Origin of the sequence: Legionella genomosp. 1 (assembly GCF_900640215.1) — a bacterium.
GTDB lineage: Bacteria > Pseudomonadota > Gammaproteobacteria > Legionellales > Legionellaceae > Legionella_C > Legionella_C quinlivanii_A.
Genome location: NZ_CAAAJH010000003.1, coordinates 25,258 through 48,326 on the forward strand (window position 1 = coordinate 25,258; position 23,069 = coordinate 48,326).

Below are 23,069 nucleotides of genomic sequence, written 5' to 3' on the forward strand. Positions count from 1 at the left end.
TCAATCGCTTTCCATAACAAATTTTCGGAAATAGTATGTATCTGTTAAATAATGAATCTAAAACGATCAATATGAGGAATGATACTACTCCAATTACCGTATCCCACCTAAACAGACAAGTCAGAAACTGGATGGAACATGAATTGGCGGAAGTGCGAGTATTGGGTGAGCTGTCCAATCTGTCCAAACCCTCATCCGGTCATTTTTATTTTACTCTGAAAGATGAAGGCGCCCAGATTCGCTGTGTTTATTTCAGGAATGCCCATAATCACTACAGCAAACAATTTAAAGACGGGCAGCAAGTGGTCGCGTATGGGCGTTTGAGTCTTTATGAGGCCAGAGGTGATTATCAGCTTATCGTTCAGGACTTAGTCGATGCGGGTATTGGTGAGCTGTATCAACAATTTGAACGATTGAAAGCTAAATTGGCTGCCATTGGTCTTTTTGACACCGCAAGAAAACGAATTTTACCCCGCTACCCTGAAGTCATTGCAGTGGTTACTTCTCCAACAGGGGCAGCTCTACGCGATATTGTAAGCACATTAGCAAGGCGCTATCCTTGTGCTACTGTTCTGATCTATCCCACTGAAGTCCAGGGAAAAACAGCAGCGAAGCAAATTATTCAGGCGATTCAGCAGGCTAATTCACATCAAAAAGCGGATGTGCTCATCCTGGCCCGTGGTGGCGGGAGCATTGAGGACCTCTGGTCTTTTAATGATGAGGAATTGGCGCATACTATTCGTTCTAGTCTTATTCCGGTTATTTCAGGAGTCGGACATGAAACGGACTTTACTATTGCTGATTTTGCTGCTGATTTCAGGGCAGCCACCCCAACAGCTGCGGCTGAAGCAGCCACTCCGGATAGGAATGAACTACTGACCTCTTTGCAAATGCTTCGCCGCCATCTTGGTCAATCCATGAGTAAGACCCTCGAGCAGAAAAACCTGCGCCTGGCACATCAGATGAGAGCCCTGGCTTCTCCAAAACAACTTATTTCAAGCCGCTGGCAGTCGCTTGATTTCGCTGAAAAACAACTTGGTCAGTCCTTTGCATATTATCTAGGCAAAAAAGGACATGCGATGGCTATGCTGGAAAATAAACTCAAATTAGCAAACCCGATCACGCAAATTAGCCAGTCGAGCGGAAAGTTAATAACTCTTCAACTGCTGCTGGAAGAAAAGATCAGGTTCCGGCTCGAAAACGCACGCCAGGCATTCATCGCTCAAATCACCAAACTGGATATGATTAGTCCTTTAGCCACCTTAAGTCGTGGTTATTCAATTTCCACTCAAAATGACAAAGTTATTTATAGTAGCCAGGAGGTGGAGGTGGGCGATATGATCAGAATCCAACTGAACCAGGGGCAACTGGATTGCCGCATTACTGAAAAACACAATCTTCAGAGAGCCGAAAATGCTTGATAATTTAAACCAGAGTCTTTTACTTATAGTGAGCCAGACGAAAGCCAATCTGAACATTCTGCTTATTATACTGCTTGTCCTGTGGTCAGTGTTTTTTATCAATATCCTTCTCGGGAAGCGATTATTTTATCTGGGTATTTTTCCCAGAAAAGTTATTGGACTCCCGGGTATTTTCTGCGCTCCCTTTTTGCATGCCAATTTTAATCATCTGTTTTTTAATTCCATTCCTTTAATCGTATTAAGTAATTTTCTGCTGATAAACGGTCTTGAGTATTTTCTGATGGTTACTGTCGCGATTACCATTATCAGCGGCTTCTTAATCTGGGCCTTTGCCAAGCCCGGATTACATATCGGAGCCAGTGCCGTGATTACTGGCTACTGGAGTCTTCTGATAAGCAATATTGCAGAACAGGGTGGTTTGACTGCCATTATTCTGGGCATAATCAGCCTCTATTATTTTGCAGGAATATTCCTGGGTGTATTCCCGGGTAAAAAAGGGGTTTCATGGGAAGGTCATTTATTTGGATTGATTGCCGGGATTATCGTCAGTTTCTGGATGACCGATATGCTAAGAGGCCTGCAGGCTTTACTTTAAAGGCATCTGAATATTCCAATTGATTTCTGCGGGCAAAGACATTATAGTATTTTTTGATAAAAGGTTCACAGAGCCTAACCTAGCTAATAGAGATTCTGGTATGTCAGTTCAAGCTTATTTCAGTTTTCGATTTCTCATTTCCGGTAGAGCATTCCTCCGCTGAGGCGGATAGATTAGCTTTTATACAAAAAAATCCCCCCAACCGAACAGAATCAATAAGTGAGAGTTTTATATGCCTGCTTCACGTGTCATAGCCTGGACAATATGGATTATCAGCTCCATATTTTACGCCTATCAATACATACTAAGAGTCATGCCAAATGTTATGCTAAACGATATTATTCAGCAGTTTCATATCGATGCAGCTGTTTTTGGCCAATACTCAGGAGTGTATTATATCGGTTATTCACTAATGCACTTGCCCATTGGCATTATGCTGGACCGTTTCGGCCCGCGAAAGGTAATGACCGGCTGTATATTAATGACGGTCATAGGTCTCCTCCCTATTCTTCTGACAAAATACTGGGTTTACCCTATCCTTGGCCGTGCGTTGATAGGGATGGGCTCTTCCGCAGCTATTCTGGGAACCTTTAAAATTATCCGCATGGCATTCAGTGAGCAGCGCTTCACCAGAATGTTAAGTTTTTCAGTAACCATTGGACTACTGGGAGCCATTTATGGCGGCGGTCCCCTGACTTATTTATCAGCAAAACTCGGTTATCAGGTAGTAGTCCAAATCTTTATTTATTTTGGATTATTGCTGGCTTTTTTAACCTATTTAATTGTTCCCGAAATGGAATCTACGCACCATGGCAGCATAAGTGATGACATCAAAAGTGTTTTCACCAATCGAAAGGTTCTGCTATTGTGCCTCTCAGCCGGCTTAATGGTTGGGCCGCTTGAAGGATTTACTGATGTATGGGGTTCAGGATTTCTGAGAGAGGTCTATGGCTTTAACAGCGTCGCTGCCAGCTATCTTCCCTCAATGATCTTCGTTGGCATGTGTTTTGGAGGCCCGACTTTAAGCTTTATCGCTGAACGTAAGGGCAGTTACCTGGCTGTTATTATCAGTGCCGGTATTGTCATGGCCCTGAGTTTTATTGCACTGGTAAGCAAAATGCTAAGCATTGACAGTATGGCCATCGTCTTTGTTTTTGTTGGGATCTGCTGCGCCTATCAGATCCTTGCTATTTATAAAGCATCGACTTATGTCCCAGATCACGTAGCCGGCTTAACCACTGCTGTTGCCAATATGATTATCATGAGCTTTGGTTATGCGTTTCATACGACCATCGGATTGGTTATCAATGCCTTTGGCGGTACGAAAACACCTCAGGCTTTTTTATACGGCGTCAGCGTAATTCCCCTCACCCTCTGCGTTGGAATCATCGGTTTCAGTATGATTCAGATTTCAGATAAAAAAGCAAAGTCGAGGGTTTTAAAAGAAATACAGCCTTGATTTCAGGCTGTGTTTTCCCGAGAGTGTTCAACAAACTGTGTCATGTCACGTCATCTCGAACGCAGTGAGAGATCTCCCAAATCCTGGTTTGTGCCAGCATTCGGAGATCTCTCACTGCGTTCGAGATGACGGCGTGCTGTGAGTAATGACACAGTTTAATGAACATTCTCGTTTTCACGGGTCGTAAATTTAAGTTAGACTATCCATTCTAACTGCGAGTTAACAGAAGGAAAAATAATGAAAACAAGATTAATCGCCGGAACTATCGCGCTTGCTTTAACCAGCTTAAGTGCCAATGCCAATTGGGTTTGTAATGTGGCTAACAAACGTGGCGAGCACTGGACTTTCTCAGGTCCTACGCAAGCAGCCGCTCAAGGCATGGCTCAATCTGTTTGTGACGCAAACAGTATTAATCCAGCGAACTGTCAGCCCAGCTGTTATGATAATGGCGTACCTGCGGGTAGATGGCATTGCGTAGTCAGCAATCTGCGCGGACAGCACTGGTCTTATTTTGCGCCTACGCAGGCTCAGGCCGAATCGCTGGCAAAAAATGCCTGCGATGCAGCCAGCATCAATCCTAACAACTGCAACCCCTCCTGCGTTCCTGAGTAGTTGATTTACACAAGATATAAGCGGGGCATTTGCCCAGCTTGTATCTACAATACCGCCAGCAATACTGCCGCCAAATAATTTCCTTCAGGAAAAGCTGGCAGCACAGGGTGACATGAAGCCGGACCAAAAACACCAAGCACCCTCGCCTCTTTACCCACTGCCGAAGCCTGAGCCGCAACCAACCCTGCAAACTCCTGTGCAGAAATTGCTGACGAACAATTACAGGTCATTAATAAACTCCCTGATCTCATCGCTTTAAATACTTCTCTATGCAGGAAACGATAATAGTTTTTGGCGCGCTGTAAATTCTGCTTCGAAGGAATTAACTTGGGTGGGTCCAGCACTACGATATCATAATCTCCCGCTTTGCCAAGATAGCTCCTCGCATCATCTTCAATGAACTCTATTGAATCGAGTTGATTGAGTGCCGCATTACGGGATGCCTGATGAATCGCCTGCTCTGAACTGTCAATCGCGGTGACATGGCTTGCGCCAGCTTTGGCTGCATGCAGGGCGAAACCGCCTGTGTAAGTGTAAAGATCAAGCACTCTCTTTCCTTTTGCCAGAGCCGCCACCCGTTGATGATTCTCTCGCTGGTCGAGAAATAACCCGGTTTTTTGAGGCTGTGAAAAATCGACCTCAAATAACACACCTGCTTCCAGCACTTCAGCCTGTAACTCGATACTTTTGTTTTCAACCTGAGGCCAACCATCCTGTGTCAAAGGCTTGGCCTGAGATAGCCAGATTAGTGACTGACACTGGGTAAATTCCTTTATACACTCAGTGATTAATTCCCGATTTTTTTCTACCCAATACGCAGAACTGGATACCACACACACTCTATTGAAATAATCAATGGTCAAACCCGACAACCCATCTCCTTCGCTATTACAGAAACGAAACGCATTGGTTTCGTTGTTAGGCAGGTTAAGGGCTTTTCTGACTGCCCATGCCTGCTGGAGACGGCGCTTGATGATGTCTGCGAATGAAAGCCTGTTCTCATCAGATTCCTTGTTATAGTCCAGGACTCTGACTCGATACAGAGAGTGCTCATTATAAACACCTGTGCAGATCTTCTCCCCCTGATGGGAAATCACATCAACTAACTCGCCAGTAATCAGTTGTCCTTTGGTTTTAGCAATTGCTTTCGGGAAAATCCAGGGGTGCCCTCGAAGCACACTGGTTTGTTTGGATTCTATTAAATGTACAGAGGGTCTCATGCCTATTCCACTAAATTTCAAAGTGAGCTAATCTACACCAGACTATCTGAATGCTGCAAGAATATTTGAGGTAAGATTATGCGACCAGTTTTTAAGAGTTCTTTAGGTGCTTGTGCGTTTTTATTATTAAGCAGTACTGCAAACGCTGGTCCCTGGTGGACAGGCCCCTTACTTGCTCCCGCCGGACATACAATCCCCAAAGGGCACAGCAATCTTGAACTATATGGTTTTTTTACTGAAAATGACGGAACGTTTGATCAACACTGGAAATTTGTTCATACACCCGCCAACCGAAGTACCGTTTTTAATCCGGTTTTTAGTCACGGATTAACCGATTCACTGGATATTCAGTTCAGCGTACCCTACGCCTATAATCGCAACCAGGGCCAGGCCTACCGTAGAGTTTCAGATACCGGCGTCACTCTGGGTTATCAGTTGCTGGAGCAGAAAGACTCCAAATGGATCCCTGATTTGCGCGTCACAATTGGTGAAATTATTCCCACTGGTAACTTTGAGGATCTGGATCCGGTCAATAATGGTACGGATGCCACCGGAAGCGGAAGTTATCAAACCGCTATGTCTCTCAATTTTCAACATTTGTTGCAAGTATTTGAAAACCACTGGCTACGGACCCGTTTGAGTTTAAGTTATGTTTATAGCGGTGATGTGCAGGTACGTGGCATAAATAGCTATGGTGGTACCCCAAATACTTTTGGAGAGGTTGATCCTGGAAATCAGATTAGTGCTGATCTCGCGGCTGAATTTAATGTCACGCAAAACTGGGTGGCCGTAATGGAGGGCTTTATTGCCAACCGCACTCCGGCTGTATTTAAAGGATTCCCTGGCACAGACAGTAAAGGCCAGCTGGTTAGCGTGGGACATGGAACAGTGGACTCTGTAACCTTAGCACCGGCAATTGAGTATAATTTTAATGCCAATGTCGGGGTTATCGGCGGCTATTGGTACACCATCACAGGCCGGGACACTTCTGATTTTCACTCGGTTGTAGTCGCACTTAATGCGTATTGGTAGTCCTTCAACCCTCCTCCCGCTAAAGCCCGCAGCCCAGGGTCACTACCTGTCATCCCCGCGCCAGGCGGGGATCCATCTCTGAGCTAGCTACAATGCCAACTGAGGTATGGATTCCCGCCTGGCGAGGGAATGACAAACTCCTAACTTAATGGTGTGTTTTCTAAATTTTGGCAAAAACGAAAATTTAAAAAACACACGCTCCAAGATTTACTGTTTTTTTTCATTTCTTTAAACGACATTTTCCAACCCAACTGCCAAACTGTTATACACTTTGTTATATGGCTCATTGGGAAAGGATATGCCGCTTTTTACCTGGGGGACCCTCCATGAAATAGGGGTCGTACTGTCGGGCTGGGAATTAAATAATCTGATAAAACTCAATATTACCCTTGGCAGTCATTTTTTAAATCTGGAAAACAGGCTAATCGCCGCAGAAGACGAGGTACAGTCGCTCATGCAGAGCAATGCACAAACGTCAACACCTGAAGCCCAAAAACGTCTTGAGGAGTTAAAAAGTACTATTAGAAATATTGACAATGAAAAAAAGCGCTGCCTTCCAGAGCTCAATTTGATTAGTCGACTAATAGAAACCAAAAAAACTCAGGAACAATACTGGGAAAATCTGAATCTGAAAAAAGAGTCGGAGTGTAATCCAGGCACTGGAGGATAATTGAAATAGTCGCTTAAACCAGCTCAACATGATAGCATCAATTTTTTTTTGAAGGATGCTTTTATGTGGTTTAATAATGCACTCGTATATCAATACGAACTAAAAGAAGAAATCGATTTTGCCAGTCTGTTAGCAGAAGACATATTAAAACCCTGCCCTCCTCATGCCCGTTTTGTTTATGGCTGGTTACCAACCAATGCAGATGAATTAGTGCATGAAGTCGCCGGCTGCATATATATATGCCTTGGCAAAGAAGAACGTATTTTACCCCGTGGCGTGATTAATCGTATGCTGGCTGAGCGTATCCAGGCATTGGAGACTCAGCAGGGTCGAGTAGTTAAACGCAGCGAGAAAGCGCAGATTGCCGAAGATCTTGAGTTTGAATTACTTCCCAAATCATTCTGTGTCCAAAAACGTTTGCCAGCCTTTTTTGACACGGTCAGCAAGCGGCTTATTATCAACACATCCAGTGATAATCAGGCTTCCCAGCTTCTCGGGCTTTTACGCAAATCCATTCCAGGAATTCAATTTGAACCGCTGTTTTTCCCGGAAAACCTGGCATCACGCTTTTCAGAGTGGATTAATGATCCCTCAACTCTGCCCGCGCCTTTTCAACTAGCCTCTGACTGCCTGCTCTTTGCGCCGGACGATGAGAAAAAACGCGTTAATTGTAAAGGTTACGAATTACCCGCAGAGGAAATAGTTACCCTGCTGGCCCAGGGTTTAACAACAGCCGAAATTTCTTTAGTATGGAATGAACGGATTCAGTTGACCTTAACTCATGATCTGAGCTTCAAGCGCCTGAAAAGTCTGGAGTATTTAATTGATGAGTTCAACGAAATAAAAGATCTGGAAGAAGATTTTCAACAACGCGATGCTGCACTAACCCTGTTATGTGGTGAGTTGCGAAGCATGGTTGATGATCTGACAAAAGGCCTAAGCTCAACTACGGTATCTGAAAGCTCGGAAAATGAGACAATTACAGCGGAAGTCGCACAACCCCAGGAAATGGAAGCAGAGGTTCCCTGGTAGATTAGCGCCAGATATCCCTTAGACTGCTTACAGCAGGTAGGTTGGGCCCTTGGCCAAACAATGAGTTCTGGAGTGGTGCAACCCTTTTGTGGCCAAGGGCCCAACCTACAATAACTGCTTACCCTTATGGACAGTGAGCCTAGTAGACTCCTGTCAAGGTTAGTTTGCGACCTTCAACGCAGTACCCATATGATATTGCACATCGTTGTAAATCCTCCGCTTCAACATCAAAACAAAAGCGGATAATCATAATCTTCCTTCTCTTAGGTGTTGCATTGACTAGTTATCGCCTAAACCTCTTTGGGGTCAATACTAATTATGCATTACTTAATAGACAATTGATTTTTATACTCTTGAAGTACAACTTAAGTGATAGCCAACTCAATCAAAGATAAAAATTTATTAGCAATTTTTTCATTTAAGCCTATTCTCTTAGAAATACACTTTTAAATTCAACCGGATTGAAAAAAATAATAAGGATATTTAATGACCAAGAAAACTAATGACTCAAAAAAAGAAACAATTAAACTTCATGATGAAACAATGCTTATGGGGGTTGGTGGGGATTGCCATCAGGAGGCTACGGGACAGGAGCCTCTATTAACCACACAAGCAGGCGCTCCGATTTCAGATGATCAGAATACCTTAAGAGCGGGAGCAAGAGGCCCTTCTCTTCTTGAAGACTTTATTTTTCGTGAAAAAATGTTCCATTTTGATCATGAGCGCATTCCCGAGCGTGTCGTCCATGCCAGAGGGTTTGGTGCTCATGGTTTTTTTGAAACCTATGAGTCACTGGCTCATCTGACAACCGCCCATCTTTTTCAAAAGAAAGGCGAGATTACTCCCGCTTTTGTTCGTTTTTCAACAGTTGCTGGCAACAAAGGTTCTGTAGACCTGGCGCGGGATGTTCGGGGATTTGCAGTAAAACTCTACACCCAGCAAGGAAACTGGGATATTGTGGGAAATAATATTCCCGTATTTTTTATACAGGACCCTATTAAGTTTCCAGATATAATTCACGCCGCGAAAGATGAGCCGGATCGCGGTTTCCCACAAGCGCAAACAGCGCATGATAACTTTTGGGACTTCATTTCTTTAACGCCTGAAAGTATGAATATGGTCATGTGGATAATGTCCGATAGAACTATCCCTCGCTCATTTCGTTTCATGGAAGGCTTCGGTGTCCACACCTTTCGGATGATCGACAAAAATGGTAAATCCTCCTTCGTCAAGTTTCATTGGAAACCTAAATTAGGCTTGCAATCAGTTACCTGGGATGAGGCAGTTAAAATAAACGGCGCAGATCCAGACTATCACCGCCGGGATTTATGGAATGCTATACAAAATGGTAATTTTCCTGAATGGGAGTTAGGACTACAGGTTTTTGACGAGGAATTAGCTGAACAATTTCCCTTCGATGTTTTAGATGCGACAAAGCTTATACCGGAAGAAGAAGTTCCTGTGATAATTGTTGGCCGTTTGGTGCTCAATAAATGTGTTGATAATTTTTTTGCTGAAACAGAACAGGTGGCATTTTGTACACAGAATATTGTACCAGGAATTGATTTCACCGATGATCCCTTATTGCAGGGACGAAATTTTTCATATTTAGATACGCAATTGAAGCGTTTGGGAGGGCCCAATTTCACGCATCTGCCCATTAATGCGCCCAAGTGTCCTTTTGCGAACTTCCAACAAGATGGCCATATGGCTTTTCACAATCCTAAAGGGCGTGCTAATTATAATCCCAATTCCTGGCATGAAGGACCCCGGGAATCACCCGCAGGGTTTCACTCTTATCCAGAGGAAATCCACGCTACGAAATTAAGAGCTCGTCCTGAAAAATTTGCTGATCACTATAGTCAGGCGCGCCAATTTTATATTAGCCAAGAGAGCATTGAGCAAAAACATATTGCGGATGCCTTAATTTTTGAATTAAGCAAAGTGGAAAATGAATCAATCCGAATCCGGATAGTTGCTCATCTTTTAAATATCCATACAGAACTAGCCCAAAATGTCGGGCTTGGACTTGGGCTTTCAGTTTTACCCAAAGCTTGTGATGCGGCTAAACCTGCTTTGGATTTAGCGCCGTCTGCGAAATTAAGTATTTTAAAAAATAATATAAACACTCTCCAGGGAAGGCGAATTGGAATATTAGTGGGTAAGGGAGCCGATGCGAAAGTGCTTAATGCTTTGATAGGAAAGCTCGGCGAAGAGATGGCAGATTACACAATAATTTGCTCAGCTATCAGCGGTGCATTACTTAATGATAACACCCAGGTTGTTGCCAATGAAAAATTAGGCGGCGCTCCCGCTGTTTTATTTGATGCCGTGGTGGTCTTGCTTGGAAGTGAGACTCAATTAAAGCAAAATCCTAAATTACATGAGTTTCTTTTAGATGCCTACACTAATTTTAAATATATTGGTTTCGATTCGGAAATTGAAACTCTTCTGAAAAGTAACCCGTTAATTAAATTGGATAAGGGGTGTATTAAGCTAGATCCATCCTCCATTAGCAGTTTTATTCAAAACGCTCGTTCAATTCGCTTTTGGAATAGATAACTACAGTTCACCGTACATCATGATTATGATGTACGGTGAACTTGCTTATTAAGGCGTTGGGCCGCCTGTTTTCTTAAATCAATCAATGACAATCCTCGTACTTCATTTTCTTTAACAAAAAAATTAACGACCGAGCTGATACCTGCGGTATTAATAACCAACTGATAATGTCCCTGACTTAATCCAGTGGTGTAAAATTCTCCATGATTAGTTACTGTCAAAGGCAGTGCCGGATACTTCCAGGCCTGGCTATTGTCCAGATGCGCATTATCGGCAAAGGCGCGTAAGATAATATTGCTTTTATCAACCTCATTCCAGGGTAATACTCTACCAATTACACCCGTTCGCGGACTTTTAGGTAAACTCTCAAGGACAACAGGATAAATGGATTGCACCTCTCGCTCCGCGGCAATTGGAATGGAAATGGTTTTGTAACCGGGTAGAGAGAACGAAAGCATAGAGCCTTTGACTTGTGCGACAAAATAGCCCCCAGGCAGGATTGACACCTCACTGCTAACCATTTCTGGTGATTCCACTCCACGAACAATAACCTGGCCGTAAACTATAGGATACGCTTTGGCCTTAAAAAGCTTATAAGCCCGCTGATCCAAATCAAGTACAGTCTCTCTTAAACCCTTCGCATCCAGCCATTCCATCCATTTATGAAAATTACTGCTGATTTCCCTGGGGGCAACAGACTCATCCGATACACTCCATGTGCTGGACTCATCACGTAAAATATACGCCTGGCTTAGTTCAACCTCGGTCAAGGCTGTATTACCAAGGTTATATTGTTCTGCATATTGCTTTGAGAGACTTTCTGCCTGCTGGATTTGTTCGGAACTCAGATGCGATTGAAAGGCTGCAAGCATATCGTTTTTTTTTGGATACGCCGCCGGTAACAAATTGAGATATATTTTTTCCCAGGCCAAGGCTTTAACCGGATCGGATTTAACAGTAGTACCAAAACGATAGTTTCGAGCCAGACTCCAGGCCTGATACAGCTGAAAATCTCTTTTAACAAGCTTTGCATCCTCAGAAGTAAAAGCAAAAACTGGCTGTAGAGCCAGGAGGCCGCAAAAGCTGGTTTGCAAGATAAGACGGTGGATGCAGATTTTCAATTGTTCAATCCCCGGATTCGCTCGTTTTCTCCTGCTTACAGGCAGCCCTCAATCGTCCAGGCTGCCGAAAGAATCAGGCATCGAGATTGGGTTGGCTATGATAGGTAGCCTGGTAGACTGCCAAAGCATCCTCCGCTGCCTTCTTTAAACCCATTTGAGAATTAGCACGATACAAAACGACTAAAGCCTCTTTTGCGCTGGGCGCCTGTGGGTAGTTCTTTACCAGATAACTGGCACGTTCTGCAGCAGCTACATACATTTTTCTTTCATAATAGAATTGTGCAACATTCAGTTCGTGTTGAGCAAACATATTTCTAAGATAAATCATACGCTGTAAAGCATTCGCCTTATAACGGCTATTGGGGAAGCGCTCCACTAAAGTCGCAAAGTCGGAATAAGATTGAAGCTGAGTTCCCGGATCCCGCCAGGATTCATCCAGGGGCAGCTGGCTGGCAAACGTTCCACGATTTTGCTGGAAATTGGCCAGGCCCTTCATGTAATAAGCATAATCTACATGACGAGCGCGCGGATAAAGATGAATGAAACGCTCTGCCGTAGCCGCAGCAGAAGGATAATCCTCTTTTTTATAATAGGCATAGATGAGATTCATCTGTGCTTCCTCAGCATAATCACTGAAGGGATACATAGACTCCAGGGCTTCAAGGCGCTTGGCCGCAGTGGCGTATTCCTCTTTGGCCATCGCAGATTTGGCTCCACTATATAATTGTTCAGCAGACATCCCCTTGAAAGGATTATTACTGTCATCGTCGTCCTTACTCCACCAGCTTGTGCAGGCTGTCAGGGTAATTACCAAAGAGATGAGGATAAAACATTGAAATCTTTTCATGAATACACCTGTTAACAATACTATGCGGAAACATTCACCGCAGCCATTTTTAAATGCAGGTCATTATACCCATCCTGAATTATTTTGCGAACTTTATGTTTTTTTAAGATAAAAATTTTGATTTTCTCGAAAAAAATGTTTGCATTCGATAAGTCGTTGTAATAGTATTCTTCCCCGGAGAGGTGGCTGAGCGGTCGAAAGCGGCGGTCTTGAAAACCGTTGAAGGGAAACCTTCCCAGGGTTCGAATCCCTGTCTCTCCGCCAAATATCAATATAAAATATTTGTGCGAATTCAACCCATCCGCTATTCAAATTAAAATCTTTCTTAAAAGCCGAAGGCCGGCAGATGAAAATAAGTCAAACATCAGCCCCTACGTTCACCGCTTTATGCCTGAGGGCTTTTACATAGTCAGCGGATGACTTAACAATTGCTCAAACAGGTCTATTATCGTGTCGTTCCCGCGAAGGCGGGAATCTATTTCTCAAGGTAATTCCTAACTTTGTTTGCAAGATGGATTTCCGCCTTCGCGGAAACGACAGTATTTAAAATCAGTTTGACCTGATAAGCTACGTATTTCTTGAATGAAAAATGAGGGAATGCCTCAGGCTTTATGCGGCGAATCCAGTTGATCCCTTACCCTTGAGTCTCCCGAACAAGTCGGGAGACGTAGAGTGAGCAGACAGGCATGGCACTACTACACATGAATAAAGCCAATATTTACTGCTTGCCGTTATGCAGATGTGAGCAAAAGATTTGATTGGGATCCACTTCCTCTTTTAATTTGATCCAACTCTCATATTTTTCTCCAAAATGCTGTTGCCAATAGTGAGAAGGAATGTTTTCACCCAAATAGCCTGAAAGATAGCGTTTCCCCCCGCCCGGGAGAAATCGGCGATCCAGTAACTGGATGGTTTCAAGGCAGCCTGGTATCAAAAATCCAGGCAAACCAGGATTCAGGATCATCACAGCGTAGATGTCGTCACTGGTATCAGGCAACATAAAAAAGCCGGTAGGTTCTATTTTGCGGATAGGTACTATTTGTAAAACCGTTGCATAATAGACGGGAAGCATCGCCAGCAAGTCCTGTAACTCAGAAAAAAGTGACTCTCCCGATAAAAAACATTCAAACCAGGGATGTTGTAACCCCCATTGTCCTGATAACTTCATCGATTGAAAACGTGAATCATGTCGATGTAAAAAGGATGATATATCTTCCTCCTGCACATGGCTTACTTTCCAGGGTGATATTTTTGAGACAAGATTCTCCAGAGCAGGCGCTTCATTTTCATATTCGATTGCTATGTGAAGTCCATATAACCATTCCGCAAATGGCAAGCGCCCCTTTGATGTCAGTCGAGCGCCCTGAATAGCTGGCGTACAGAAAAACTCGAGGTAATCAACCTCTTCCTGTAGATTTTTCATATCTCGAAGCCAGTTTTCTTTGTCGAGATACGACAAAAAGAAAGTCCGCACCTGTTTTTTGCAAATCCGTAACCGGATTTCTGCTTTAGTTATAATCCCAAAACGTCCCTGTCCACCAAGACATGCATGGAATAAGGGGGAGTTGCCATCGACAATCTGCTTTTCTCCGTTAGCAGTCACCACTTCCAGGGCATTCACATGAGCGGTCGCGCTACCAAAGCGAAAAGAAGACGCGCCAACACCTCCTGCCGATAGCACACCGCCAACTGACAGATGGGCGTTATAAGGAACCACATAAGGAATTTCAAAAGTTTTAAGTGATCTTTTTATGAGATCAGACCAGGTCGCATTCGCTTCAACCCAGATAGAATGCTCCCGCTTGTCCAATACATTATTGAGTTCCTGCAAGTGAACAACCACGCCGCCTGATATGCTAAGGGCCTGCCCACCCTGACTTAAACCATTTCCGCGTATAGTCAAAGGGAGTTTATTCTGATTGGCATAGCGAACGATATCCTGCAATCTGTCTACGTTAGCTGGAACTACCGCTGCGGCAGGTAGTTGCTGTTTCAAGCGGCCAAAATCCTCTCCAAAAAAGACGCGAGAACGCTCGTCGCTAAGCAAGCTTTGTCCACCTGTTTTTGCGCACTGCCTGATTTGTGTGCTGCTCCATTCCCTTGGCTGCATAATTCTGCTTCCTTTGTCTACCCGGTTAACTTCAATTATATGCAATAATTAATCCACAAGCAGTGGGTTATGTTTTTGATATATATAAAAAGGACAAGGAGGCGCCCATCGCTGAGCACCCCCTTGTCCAAACTCTTTTATACAGCCTGGTCGCTGACGTATTCTACTGCATTCGCGGCATTCTCCTGGTTTCTTTGTCTTGCAAGTTCCAAACGTTTGTTGCAAGCGATAATCAGTCCATCGAACATCTTATTGAATGCGTCGTAGCATCGATCAATCATTTTCAAGGCTTCACGTCGTACATTTATAGGAATTTGAATCGCAAACAGTTTCTTTTCCATTTCTTCTTCAAACAAGGCATGAGCCATTTCAACATCAAGATGAGAGCTGGAAAAGTATTTCAGATTATGGTCCTCTCCTGCTTTCTTGACTTGTCTTACTACTTTCTCAAAGAATACATGCCCTGATGATTCCAGAGTCAGCAATAAAGCGATATTCAGAATCTCATCATCAGCTTTATATATCTCTGACATGATGGAATAAGCTGCATCACGAGTTAATTGAGTTTCTTTGCTGTAAAGCCAGGCAACATCATCTTTGCTGCAGTATTTATCATGGCTTAAAGTACCCATGTATTTTTTGTCATGCAGGAACCATTTTTCATGCCCAGCATCTTCAAGTCTGTGGTGACGAGCAATCTTTCGTAAATAGGGATCTTGAACTCGTTCTTCGTTAAGTCTCAGTATGTCCTGGAATGTCATAGCCCAGAAAGTCAGTTCAGGCACGAAATAGCTGATTTCCTCTAAACTTTCTAATTTTTCCAGGACTTCAAAAAATGGATGATTCATAAATTCTTGTTGTTTAGAATCAATATAAGCTTGAATTGTTTTCATGGCTGCCTCCGAGGCATTAAAATTTTGATGGACATTTGTTACGTTGCAGGCATCGTGCCAATTTTTAACGAAGCGTACAAATTATCACCAAAGCCATTTTTTTATATTTTTCATATAAATCATGTAGTTATTTTTGTATCGCAAATTTAATAGAAAAAATTATCTGCTTAAAATTCTTCTGTACAGTAATTTCAGACGTAACCAATCCTCGAGAAGCGACAGAAAAATGTCCTCGACTGCATCCTTTGTGACGACTTCTTGACCTTTTAATCGCTCTTTTTTCTATATTTTTTTAACTTAGCCGCAAGTTCGCCAATTTTTTGTCATACTGTTCCATCAGTTGATTAATTTCATTCCACTTAATACTGTTAATCTCCTTTGTACTTGCGCATATTTCGTCTAACAACTCTTTTTGCAATACGCCTATTGCCTGCGCTTGTGCGTAAGGCGTATTGGTGAACATCACCAGAACATGCTTGGAAATATATACATCGGGATAATGATGCATAAGTTCCTGCTCAAGCCTTTTTTTCAAGTTAAAATGCTCATCACGAATATCAGTTTGTATTTCATGGTAGTTATCCATTGACATCATAGATACAGCATCGGTATTCGGCTTACGTGTTTTAAAAAAAGCAGGCATCACTTTCGACCAGTCATCCTGATATTGATTCAGCAGATGATCAAGCATCCTGCAATCCTCAAAGCCGCAGTTCATCCCCTGACCAAAGAAAGGAACAATCCCGTGAGCCGCATCACCAATTAACAGACAGTGATCCTGATAATGCCAGGGCTCACATTGTATAGTGCTCATATTACCGGTTGGATGACCAAAAAACTCTCCAATCAAATCCGGCATTGCGGTAAAGGCATCAGGAAAGGCAGCTTTAAAAAATTGATTCACTTTCAACTCATTATCCAGCTCGCTGAAGCTGTTTTTTCCTTGCTGTGGTAAGAATAGTGAACCTGTAATGGAATCATCTGTATTGGGATTGCCCAGAAGCAAGTAAGAGTCTCTGGGCCAGAGATGCAGATGCTCAGGCGCAAACTGCTGACTGCTTTGATTACTAAGTGATAACTCTTTATACCCATAGGGCAGGAAGCTGCGCGTTGCGCTTATCTTTTTTTGTTCAGCCATCGTTTGTCGTACAAATGAAGCGGCGCCATCTGCACCAATTAATAACTCATATTGATGAGGCTCAGTCTCACCCCCCTGATGCTGAAAATACAGGATTTTTTTATCCAGATCCAAATCGATAATTTTAATATCGAAATATTGATGAATCTGCGGATGCCTGGACGCTTCGTCCAGCAACAGATTATTGAGATCGTTACGTTGCACGGCATTAATATATTCATCCCGATGACGACCAAAGGATTGATATTTAATATCACCATTTTGCTCATGAATAGCTCGAGCACGCATTGGAACCAGCAACTTTTTGACTGTATTATATAAACCCACTTCCGTTAGCCCGGTAAGTCCACGGCAAGACATCGCCAGATTGATTGAGCGCCCCTTATCTGCCATGGCAATTCTGGGGTCAGACCGAGCCTCATATATATGAACCTCATATCCTCGCCTTGCCATATAAATGGATAAGAGAGTGCCTACCAGGCCTGACCCGATTATACTTATTTTTCTCATACTAATCTCCTGAACAGCGCCAGTGACATTGATCCATACCTCTACATCCAGGAAACTGTAAACCAATCCCAATCCATCATTTGATTGGACAATACAATTTTGCAGCCCGGGGGTTATCCAGGGCTAATAAATTGTATCTGCAAAAGATATACCAGATTACGTTCCCCACCTAGTTGGGGAACCAGAGGTCTGATAGACTAACTGGATTCTCTCCATAAAGCGGGTAACGTAGCGGTGTGAGGGAACGCAGCTGGGTCAGGTAAATTACTCTCAACCCTTGAACGAATCGAAAAATTCGCGCAGATCTTCAGGTTTTTGTGGAGGTTTGAATAAATAGCCCTGGGCATAATCGCAGCCATGCTTAATAATAAAGTTTTTCTGCAAATCGGTTTCAACACCTTCGGCCAACACTTCAAGATTTAAGCTATGTCCCAGATTAATAATTGCTCTGGCGATTGCCGCATCATTTTGATCATTGACCAGCTCACTAATGAACGAACGATCTATTTTTAGTTTATCAACAGGGAATTGCTTGAGATAAGACAAGCTGGAATACCCGGTACCAAAGTCGTCAATAACTAATTTCGCACCCATGTCTTTCAACTGGTACATGGTTTCGACCGCATGTTCCACATCATCAACCAACAGGCTTTCTGTCAGTTCAAGCTCAAGATATTTCGCGGACAACTGAGTTTTAGCGAGAATTTCGGCAATTGTTTCGGGGAGGCGGGTCTGGCGAAATTGTCTGCCTGAGATATTAACGGCGACGCTGATGTCATAGCCTTGCGCATGCCATTTTTTTATCTGGGTACAGGCTTCTTCCAATACCCATTTACCAATGTCAATGATAAGACCATTCTCCTCAGCCATGCCTATAAAATCGATAGGAGAAACCGCGCCCAACAAATGACTGTTCCAGCGAATCAGGGCCTCAACACCGACCGTTTTCTGAGTCCTCAGATCAATCAGCGGCTGATACATTAAATTGAATTCACCTCGTTTCAGGGCATCGCGCAATGCATTATCGAGCTGCATGCGATTAATAACCCGCCGGTTCATCTCAGGCTCAAAAATGCGGAAACTGTTTCTGCCGCTGTCTTTAGCATGGTACATGGATAAGTCGGCATTTTTCATTAACGACTCATAATCAAGTCCATCTTTAGGATAAAAGCTGATACCAATACTGCCAGTGATTTTTAGACTGTGCTGATCGACCTGAAAAGGCTTTTCAATCATGTGCAGCAGTTCCTGCGCCATCTGCTGGGCTTGAGTTTCACTGGCTATATCTTGAAGCAGAATAACAAATTCATCGCCTCCCAGGCGGGCTACGGTGTCGAAATCATTCGTTGCAATCAACAGACGGTTGGAAACGGCCTGCAGTAACTTGTCACCAACACTATGCCCCAATGTGTCATTGGTCATCTTAAACCGATCCAGGTCTAAAAAGAGAAAAGCCAGGATGCTGCTTTTTTTACGAGCCTGCAATATAGCCTGTTCAACCCTGTCCATAAGCAATACCCGATTAGGCAGCTCGGTCAGAGAGTCATGGGTAGCCTGCCTTACCAATTGTCTTTCCATTTCACGGCGCTGGGTAATATCATTAAGAATACAGACATAATGACGCACTTTTCCAAAGGAATCGCTGACCGGAGCCACGCTAAGCTCACACCAGAATAACTCGCCTCCACGGCGATAGCTTTCAAGCTCGACGGTTTCCTCGCGCAATTCACGAATAGCCAGTTCAATTCGTTTTTGATTGACGTGATCAGTTTTAGTGCCCTGGAGATGCGCGAGATTTTGCCCCAGAGTCTGCTTCTCTGAATAGCCCATGATGCGTTCAAATGCTTTGTTGACATAAATGATCGGCTGATGAGGTTTGGTAATGTCAATAATCGCAACACCGTGTGTGCTAGCCTCTATAGCGCGCTCACGGATCCTTAATTCTTCATCCGCCATTCTTTTCTGAGTCACATCGCGGAAACTGTAAACACGACCCACTATTTCGGAACCTATTCGTTGCGGCTGCGTGTAACGTTCAAAAATTCGCCCATCTTTGAAATGTAAAACAGGCAGCTCCCCTTCCCAGTCAGGGTTTTCATATAAATACTGTACATCAGCGATAACCGATGCGGGGTTACTCAATTGTTGTAAAATATATTCAAAGCCAATGCTCTCAGTACCTGACTCAAGCATATGCGAGGGAATTCGCCACATCTCAACGAACTTCTGATTCCAGTCGACCACCTGCCCCTTTCCATTAACCATCATAATGCCATCTGCTGTACACTCCAGGGTCGCACGCAGCAATGAAAGGGATTTTTCCAGTTCAATATTTTTTTCGACAATATCAGATGGGGTAGTAATTTTGATATTATCCGATAAAGGCGCTTGAATAGAGCGTTGAAACTCGGGTTGATTGTGGTACCATTTTTCTAAAAGTGAAGAAAGATTCGTCGTTAGGCTGGGAATTCCCAATTCCTCGCAAACATTGGTCAGAGATGGCTCTCTCCCCTTTTTCTTAACTTTTTCTGCAGCTAAGGCAACTTTTTGATAATCTATTTCTTGCCTGCGCATGGATCCCTCACTAGAATGACTCTTTTTCAATTAGCGTCTTTCTTCGGAGACTTTTTAAGAAAGGCAGCCTGTCATATTTAAGTAAATTATATACACGGTTAGCAGATTTTGCATAACCTAACAGATCAGAAGGAATTTCATTATGGAATGCAAACATTTTAATACGCGTGCAATTCATGCAGGCCAACATCCTGATCCGTCAACCGGTGCTGTGATGACCCCTATTTATACCACATCAACCTACAAACAATCAGCCCCCGGGGTTCATCAGGGCTATGAATATTCAAGAACTCACAACCCAACCCGGACCGCCTATGAAGCCTGTATCGCCAGCCTGGAATCGGGTGAAAGAGGCTTTGCTTTCGCATCAGGAATGGCTGCAATTAACAGCATTATTGATATGCTGAATTGTGGCGATCATGTGATTGCCATGAATGATCTTTATGGAGGTACCTTCAGACTCTTCGACAAAGTTAAAACAAGAACTTCGAATCTGAGCTTCTCTTTTGTAGACATGACCAATTTCGCAGCAGTTGAAGCTGCAATTAAACCTGAAACACGTATGATTTGGCTGGAGACCCCTTCAAACCCCATGCTTATGCTGGCAAATCTTCGTCAAATTGCGGCATTGGCTAAAAAACATCAGCTGATAGCGGTGGCCGATAACACCTTTGCGACACCCTGGATTCAACGGCCTTTGGAATGCGGTTTCGATATCGTAATTCATTCAGCCACCAAGTATTTAAATGGTCATTCAGACATAGTCAGTGGTGTTGTGGTAGTTGGCGACAATCACGAGCTGATTGAAAAAATGGCCTTTTTACAAAACTCCTGTGGAGGAATTGCCAGCCCCTTTGATAGCTTTATGGTTTTACGAAGCCTTAAAACCCTGCCTTTGCGTATGGAGCGTCACTGTGAGAATGCACGGCATCTGGCGCAATGGCTTGAAAAGCATCCCAAGGTCGAGAAAGTAATTTATCCTGGACTGGAAAGTCATCCCCAGCATAGCCTGGCCAAGGAACAAATGCAGGATTTTGGGGGCATGATCTCGATTGTACTCAAAGGGAATCTCGATTACGCCACTCGGTTTCTTTCACGCTGTGAGCTTTTTACACTGGCCGAAAGTCTTGGAGGTGTTGAGAGTCTGATTGAACATCCCGCAATCATGACGCATGCGTCTATACCCTATGAAACACGTCAGCAACTCGGAATTGTCGATGGCTTTGTTCGTCTCTCGGTTGGGGTTGAGCACATCGATGATCTGGTTTCTGATCTTGCCTATGCACTGGATTAATGGAAATTGATTATGAAAATAAACTCGAGGTCTAATCCATTGCGAGCGTCGCTCGCAATTTTTACTCTCATACTATCAACCTGTATCTGTTTTATGCCGATATTTATTTTCGGCCTGTTGAAACTCATTCCTAGTCAGCGCTGGAGGCTTTACTGCGGTCAGCGTATTGATGGCTTTGTTATGTACTGGTGTGATCTCAATAATGCTTACATTAGTCATCTGATTCCCCATGAATGGGAGGCGACTGGTTTAAAGGAGCTGGATAGACAGCAATCCTATTTGCTTATTGCCAATCATCAGAGCTGGCTTGATATCGTACTTATGCACAGGCTGTTTAACCGCAGAATTCCTGTAATCAAGTTTTTTATTAAAGATCAATTGAAGTGGGTTCCCCTTTTGGGCTTCGCCTGGTGGGCAATGGGCTGTCCGTTTATGAAACGATACAGCAAGGCATACCTCGCTAAGAATCCTCATAAACAAGGGAAAGATCTGGAGGCTACCAGAAAGGCAATCCATTCCTTCAAAGGTCAACCGGTGACTATTGCCAACTTTGTGGAAGGCACACGCTTTAATCTGTCTAAAAAAACGCTGCAAGGATCGGAATACCGTCATTTGCTTCGGCCTCGTGCAGGAGGAGTCAGTTTTGTAATCGGTTCCATGGGTTCACAGATTCATAAATTGCTGGATTTAACTATCGTATACGCCGAAGAGAAGCACTCTCTCTGGGATTTTTTATGCGGCAGAATTAGTAAAATCCGTGTTCATCTGCGGGAAATTGAGATTCCAGAACAGTTTATAAGTAATGACTTGACTAAGTCATCTTTGCAGGATGAATTTAAAACCTGGATTAACCAGCAATGGCATATTAAAGATCAGCTAATAGAGAATATAAAAACCCAATGGGCAACTCAGGACGCTGCTGCTGCCCATGTTCAGGCCGTCAGGATTAACCCTGATAGAAATGTAAATACCAGTCAACGAATCGGCGGATCCCCTCCTGATAATTGATGGAGGGTTTATAAGCCAGCTCGGATTCCAGGCGGGTGGTGTCTGCATTAGTGGAAACGACATCACCTGGCTGCATGGGCAGAAAATTTTTAATCGCTTTTTTCTTTAAAGCAGCTTCCAGTGCTTCCACATAATCCAGCAAATTAACCGGATTACCACATCCAATATTATAAATTCTATACGGCGCCATACTGCTTGACGGATCAGGAGAAAGGCCAGACCACTCGGGATTGGGTCTGGCAACATGATCAACAGCTCTGGATACACCCTCTATAATGTCGTCAATATAGGTAAAATCACGCTGTAATTGGCCATTATTGTAGATATTTATCGGTTTGCCAGCGAGAATATCGCGAGTAAAAGAGAAAAAGGCCATGTCGGGCCTTCCCCAGGGTCCGTATACGGTGAAAAACCGTAAACCGGTGGTCGGCAAATTAAATAAATGCGAGTAAGAATGGGCGATTAACTCATTGGCTTTTTTACTGGCCGCATAGATAGTTAAGGGATGATTGGCAGAATCCTCCTCGTTAAAGGGTTGCGACAAATTTGCCCCATACACAGAGCTCGTTGAGGCATACACCAGATGCTCTACAGCCCCCTGCCGGCATGCTTCGACAATATTGGTAAATCCAATCATATTCGATTGTGCATAGAGAAGAGGATTGGTCAGTGAATAACGTACTCCTGCCTGTGCGGCCAGATTGACTACTCTTTGCGGCTGGCTCGTTTTAAATACCCTTTCCACAGCATCCGCATCACTGATGTCCCCTTTATGGAAACTGAAGCGGGGATATTTTTGTAAAAGCTCCAGTCGGGCCAATTTAAGCCGGACATCGTAATAATCATTCAGATTATCAAGACCAATAATTGTATCTCCCTTTTCCAGACGATACTTGGCTAAATGAAAACCAATAAATCCGGCAACTCCTGTTATTAAAATACGCACATTCAATCCAGAAATAAAAAATGAC

At 43.5% G+C, this 23,069-nt stretch carries 18 protein-coding genes and 1 tRNA gene; 11 read left to right on the top strand and 8 right to left on the bottom strand.

Annotated elements, in window-relative coordinates; all coding sequences use genetic code 11:
- Positions 1-35 precede the first annotated feature (35 nt).
- From xseA to E1O89_RS03985, 4 genes are all read left to right on the top strand, one after another.
- Entirely contained in the window at positions 36-1,421 is a 1,386-nt protein-coding gene (xseA, locus tag E1O89_RS03970; protein WP_262337395.1) for an exodeoxyribonuclease VII large subunit, read from the top strand.
- On the top strand, positions 1,414-2,016 hold the full coding sequence (locus E1O89_RS03975; protein WP_133139050.1) for a rhomboid family intramembrane serine protease: 603 nt from the start codon (positions 1,414-1,416) through the stop codon (positions 2,014-2,016). The genes xseA and E1O89_RS03975 overlap by 8 nt, the downstream gene beginning before the upstream one ends.
- Positions 2,017-2,248: 232 nt before the next feature.
- A complete protein-coding gene (locus E1O89_RS03980; protein WP_133139051.1) occupies positions 2,249-3,475 on the top strand; it encodes an MFS transporter in 1,227 nt (408 codons plus the stop codon).
- A 237-nt stretch (positions 3,476-3,712) separates the two neighbouring features.
- The gene (locus E1O89_RS03985) at positions 3,713-4,087 is read left to right on the top strand and encodes a hypothetical protein (protein ID WP_112219704.1); all 375 of its coding nucleotides are present in this window, start codon (positions 3,713-3,715) and stop codon (positions 4,085-4,087) included.
- Positions 4,088-4,131: 44 nt separating this feature from the next.
- Here E1O89_RS03985 and E1O89_RS03990 read toward each other — a convergent pair whose 3' ends face one another.
- The gene (locus E1O89_RS03990) at positions 4,132-5,307 is read right to left on the bottom strand and encodes a class I SAM-dependent rRNA methyltransferase (protein ID WP_133139052.1); all 1,176 of its coding nucleotides are present in this window, start codon (positions 5,305-5,307) and stop codon (positions 4,132-4,134) included.
- Between the two features lie 78 nt (positions 5,308-5,385).
- Between E1O89_RS03990 and E1O89_RS03995 the strand changes: the two genes are divergently transcribed.
- The 4 genes from E1O89_RS03995 (at position 5,386) to E1O89_RS04010 (ending at position 10,603) form a co-directional block, all read left to right on the top strand.
- A complete protein-coding gene (locus tag E1O89_RS03995; protein ID WP_133139053.1) occupies positions 5,386-6,339 on the top strand; it encodes a hypothetical protein in 954 nt (317 codons plus the stop codon).
- A gap of 298 nt (positions 6,340-6,637) precedes the next feature.
- On the top strand, positions 6,638-7,009 hold the full coding sequence (locus E1O89_RS04000) for a hypothetical protein (protein ID WP_133139054.1): 372 nt from the start codon (positions 6,638-6,640) through the stop codon (positions 7,007-7,009).
- 63 nt (positions 7,010-7,072) lie between these two features.
- The gene (locus tag E1O89_RS04005; protein ID WP_133139055.1) at positions 7,073-8,041 is read left to right on the top strand and encodes a recombination-associated protein RdgC; all 969 of its coding nucleotides are present in this window, start codon (positions 7,073-7,075) and stop codon (positions 8,039-8,041) included.
- 486 nt (positions 8,042-8,527) lie between these two features.
- Positions 8,528-10,603, top strand: a complete 2,076-nt coding sequence (locus E1O89_RS04010; protein WP_133139056.1) for a catalase — start codon at positions 8,528-8,530, stop codon at positions 10,601-10,603.
- 23 nt (positions 10,604-10,626) lie between these two features.
- On the opposite strand, the gene E1O89_RS04015 is transcribed toward E1O89_RS04010, so the two are convergent.
- Together E1O89_RS04015 and E1O89_RS04020 are read right to left on the bottom strand one after the other, a co-directional pair.
- The gene (locus E1O89_RS04015) at positions 10,627-11,724 is read right to left on the bottom strand and encodes a hypothetical protein (RefSeq protein ID WP_133139057.1); all 1,098 of its coding nucleotides are present in this window, start codon (positions 11,722-11,724) and stop codon (positions 10,627-10,629) included.
- Between the two features lie 73 nt (positions 11,725-11,797).
- The gene (locus tag E1O89_RS04020) at positions 11,798-12,571 is read right to left on the bottom strand and encodes an outer membrane protein assembly factor BamD (protein ID WP_058506613.1); all 774 of its coding nucleotides are present in this window, start codon (positions 12,569-12,571) and stop codon (positions 11,798-11,800) included.
- 176 nt (positions 12,572-12,747) lie between these two features.
- Here E1O89_RS04020 and E1O89_RS04025 point away from each other — a divergent pair.
- Positions 12,748-12,835: transfer RNA gene (locus E1O89_RS04025), tRNA-Ser, on the top strand.
- 454 nt (positions 12,836-13,289) lie between these two features.
- On the opposite strand, the gene E1O89_RS04030 is transcribed toward E1O89_RS04025, so the two are convergent.
- The 4 genes from E1O89_RS04030 to E1O89_RS04045 all read right to left on the bottom strand — a co-directional run bounded on the left by E1O89_RS04030 (position 13,290) and on the right by E1O89_RS04045 (position 19,796).
- Positions 13,290-14,681 (bottom strand): FAD-binding protein, encoded by a 1,392-nt coding sequence (locus E1O89_RS04030; protein ID WP_133139058.1) that lies wholly within the window; start codon positions 14,679-14,681, stop codon positions 13,290-13,292.
- Between the two features lie 137 nt (positions 14,682-14,818).
- Positions 14,819-15,574, bottom strand: a complete 756-nt coding sequence (locus tag E1O89_RS04035) for a hypothetical protein (protein WP_133139059.1) — start codon at positions 15,572-15,574, stop codon at positions 14,819-14,821.
- A 292-nt stretch (positions 15,575-15,866) separates the two neighbouring features.
- Positions 15,867-17,222 carry an FAD-dependent oxidoreductase gene (locus tag E1O89_RS04040; protein WP_133139060.1) on the bottom strand — a complete coding sequence of 452 codons (1,356 nt, stop codon included), beginning with the start codon at positions 17,220-17,222 and terminating at the stop codon, positions 15,867-15,869.
- A gap of 270 nt (positions 17,223-17,492) precedes the next feature.
- Entirely contained in the window at positions 17,493-19,796 is a 2,304-nt protein-coding gene (locus E1O89_RS04045; protein WP_133139061.1) for an EAL domain-containing protein, read from the bottom strand.
- Positions 19,797-19,938: 142 nt separating this feature from the next.
- Between E1O89_RS04045 and E1O89_RS04050 the strand changes: the two genes are divergently transcribed.
- Both E1O89_RS04050 and E1O89_RS04055 read left to right on the top strand, forming a co-directional pair.
- Positions 19,939-21,090 (top strand): trans-sulfuration enzyme family protein, encoded by a 1,152-nt coding sequence (locus E1O89_RS04050; RefSeq protein ID WP_133139062.1) that lies wholly within the window; start codon positions 19,939-19,941, stop codon positions 21,088-21,090.
- A 12-nt stretch (positions 21,091-21,102) separates the two neighbouring features.
- Positions 21,103-22,098: an acyltransferase gene (locus E1O89_RS04055; RefSeq protein WP_133139063.1), complete on the top strand. Its 996-nt coding sequence runs from the start codon at positions 21,103-21,105 to the stop codon at positions 22,096-22,098.
- Here E1O89_RS04055 and E1O89_RS04060 read toward each other — a convergent pair.
- Positions 22,037-23,059: an NAD-dependent epimerase gene (locus E1O89_RS04060; RefSeq protein ID WP_262337407.1), complete on the bottom strand. Its 1,023-nt coding sequence runs from the start codon at positions 23,057-23,059 to the stop codon at positions 22,037-22,039. The two genes, E1O89_RS04055 and E1O89_RS04060, sit on opposite strands and share 62 nt — an antisense overlap.
- Positions 23,060-23,069 lie beyond the last annotated feature (10 nt).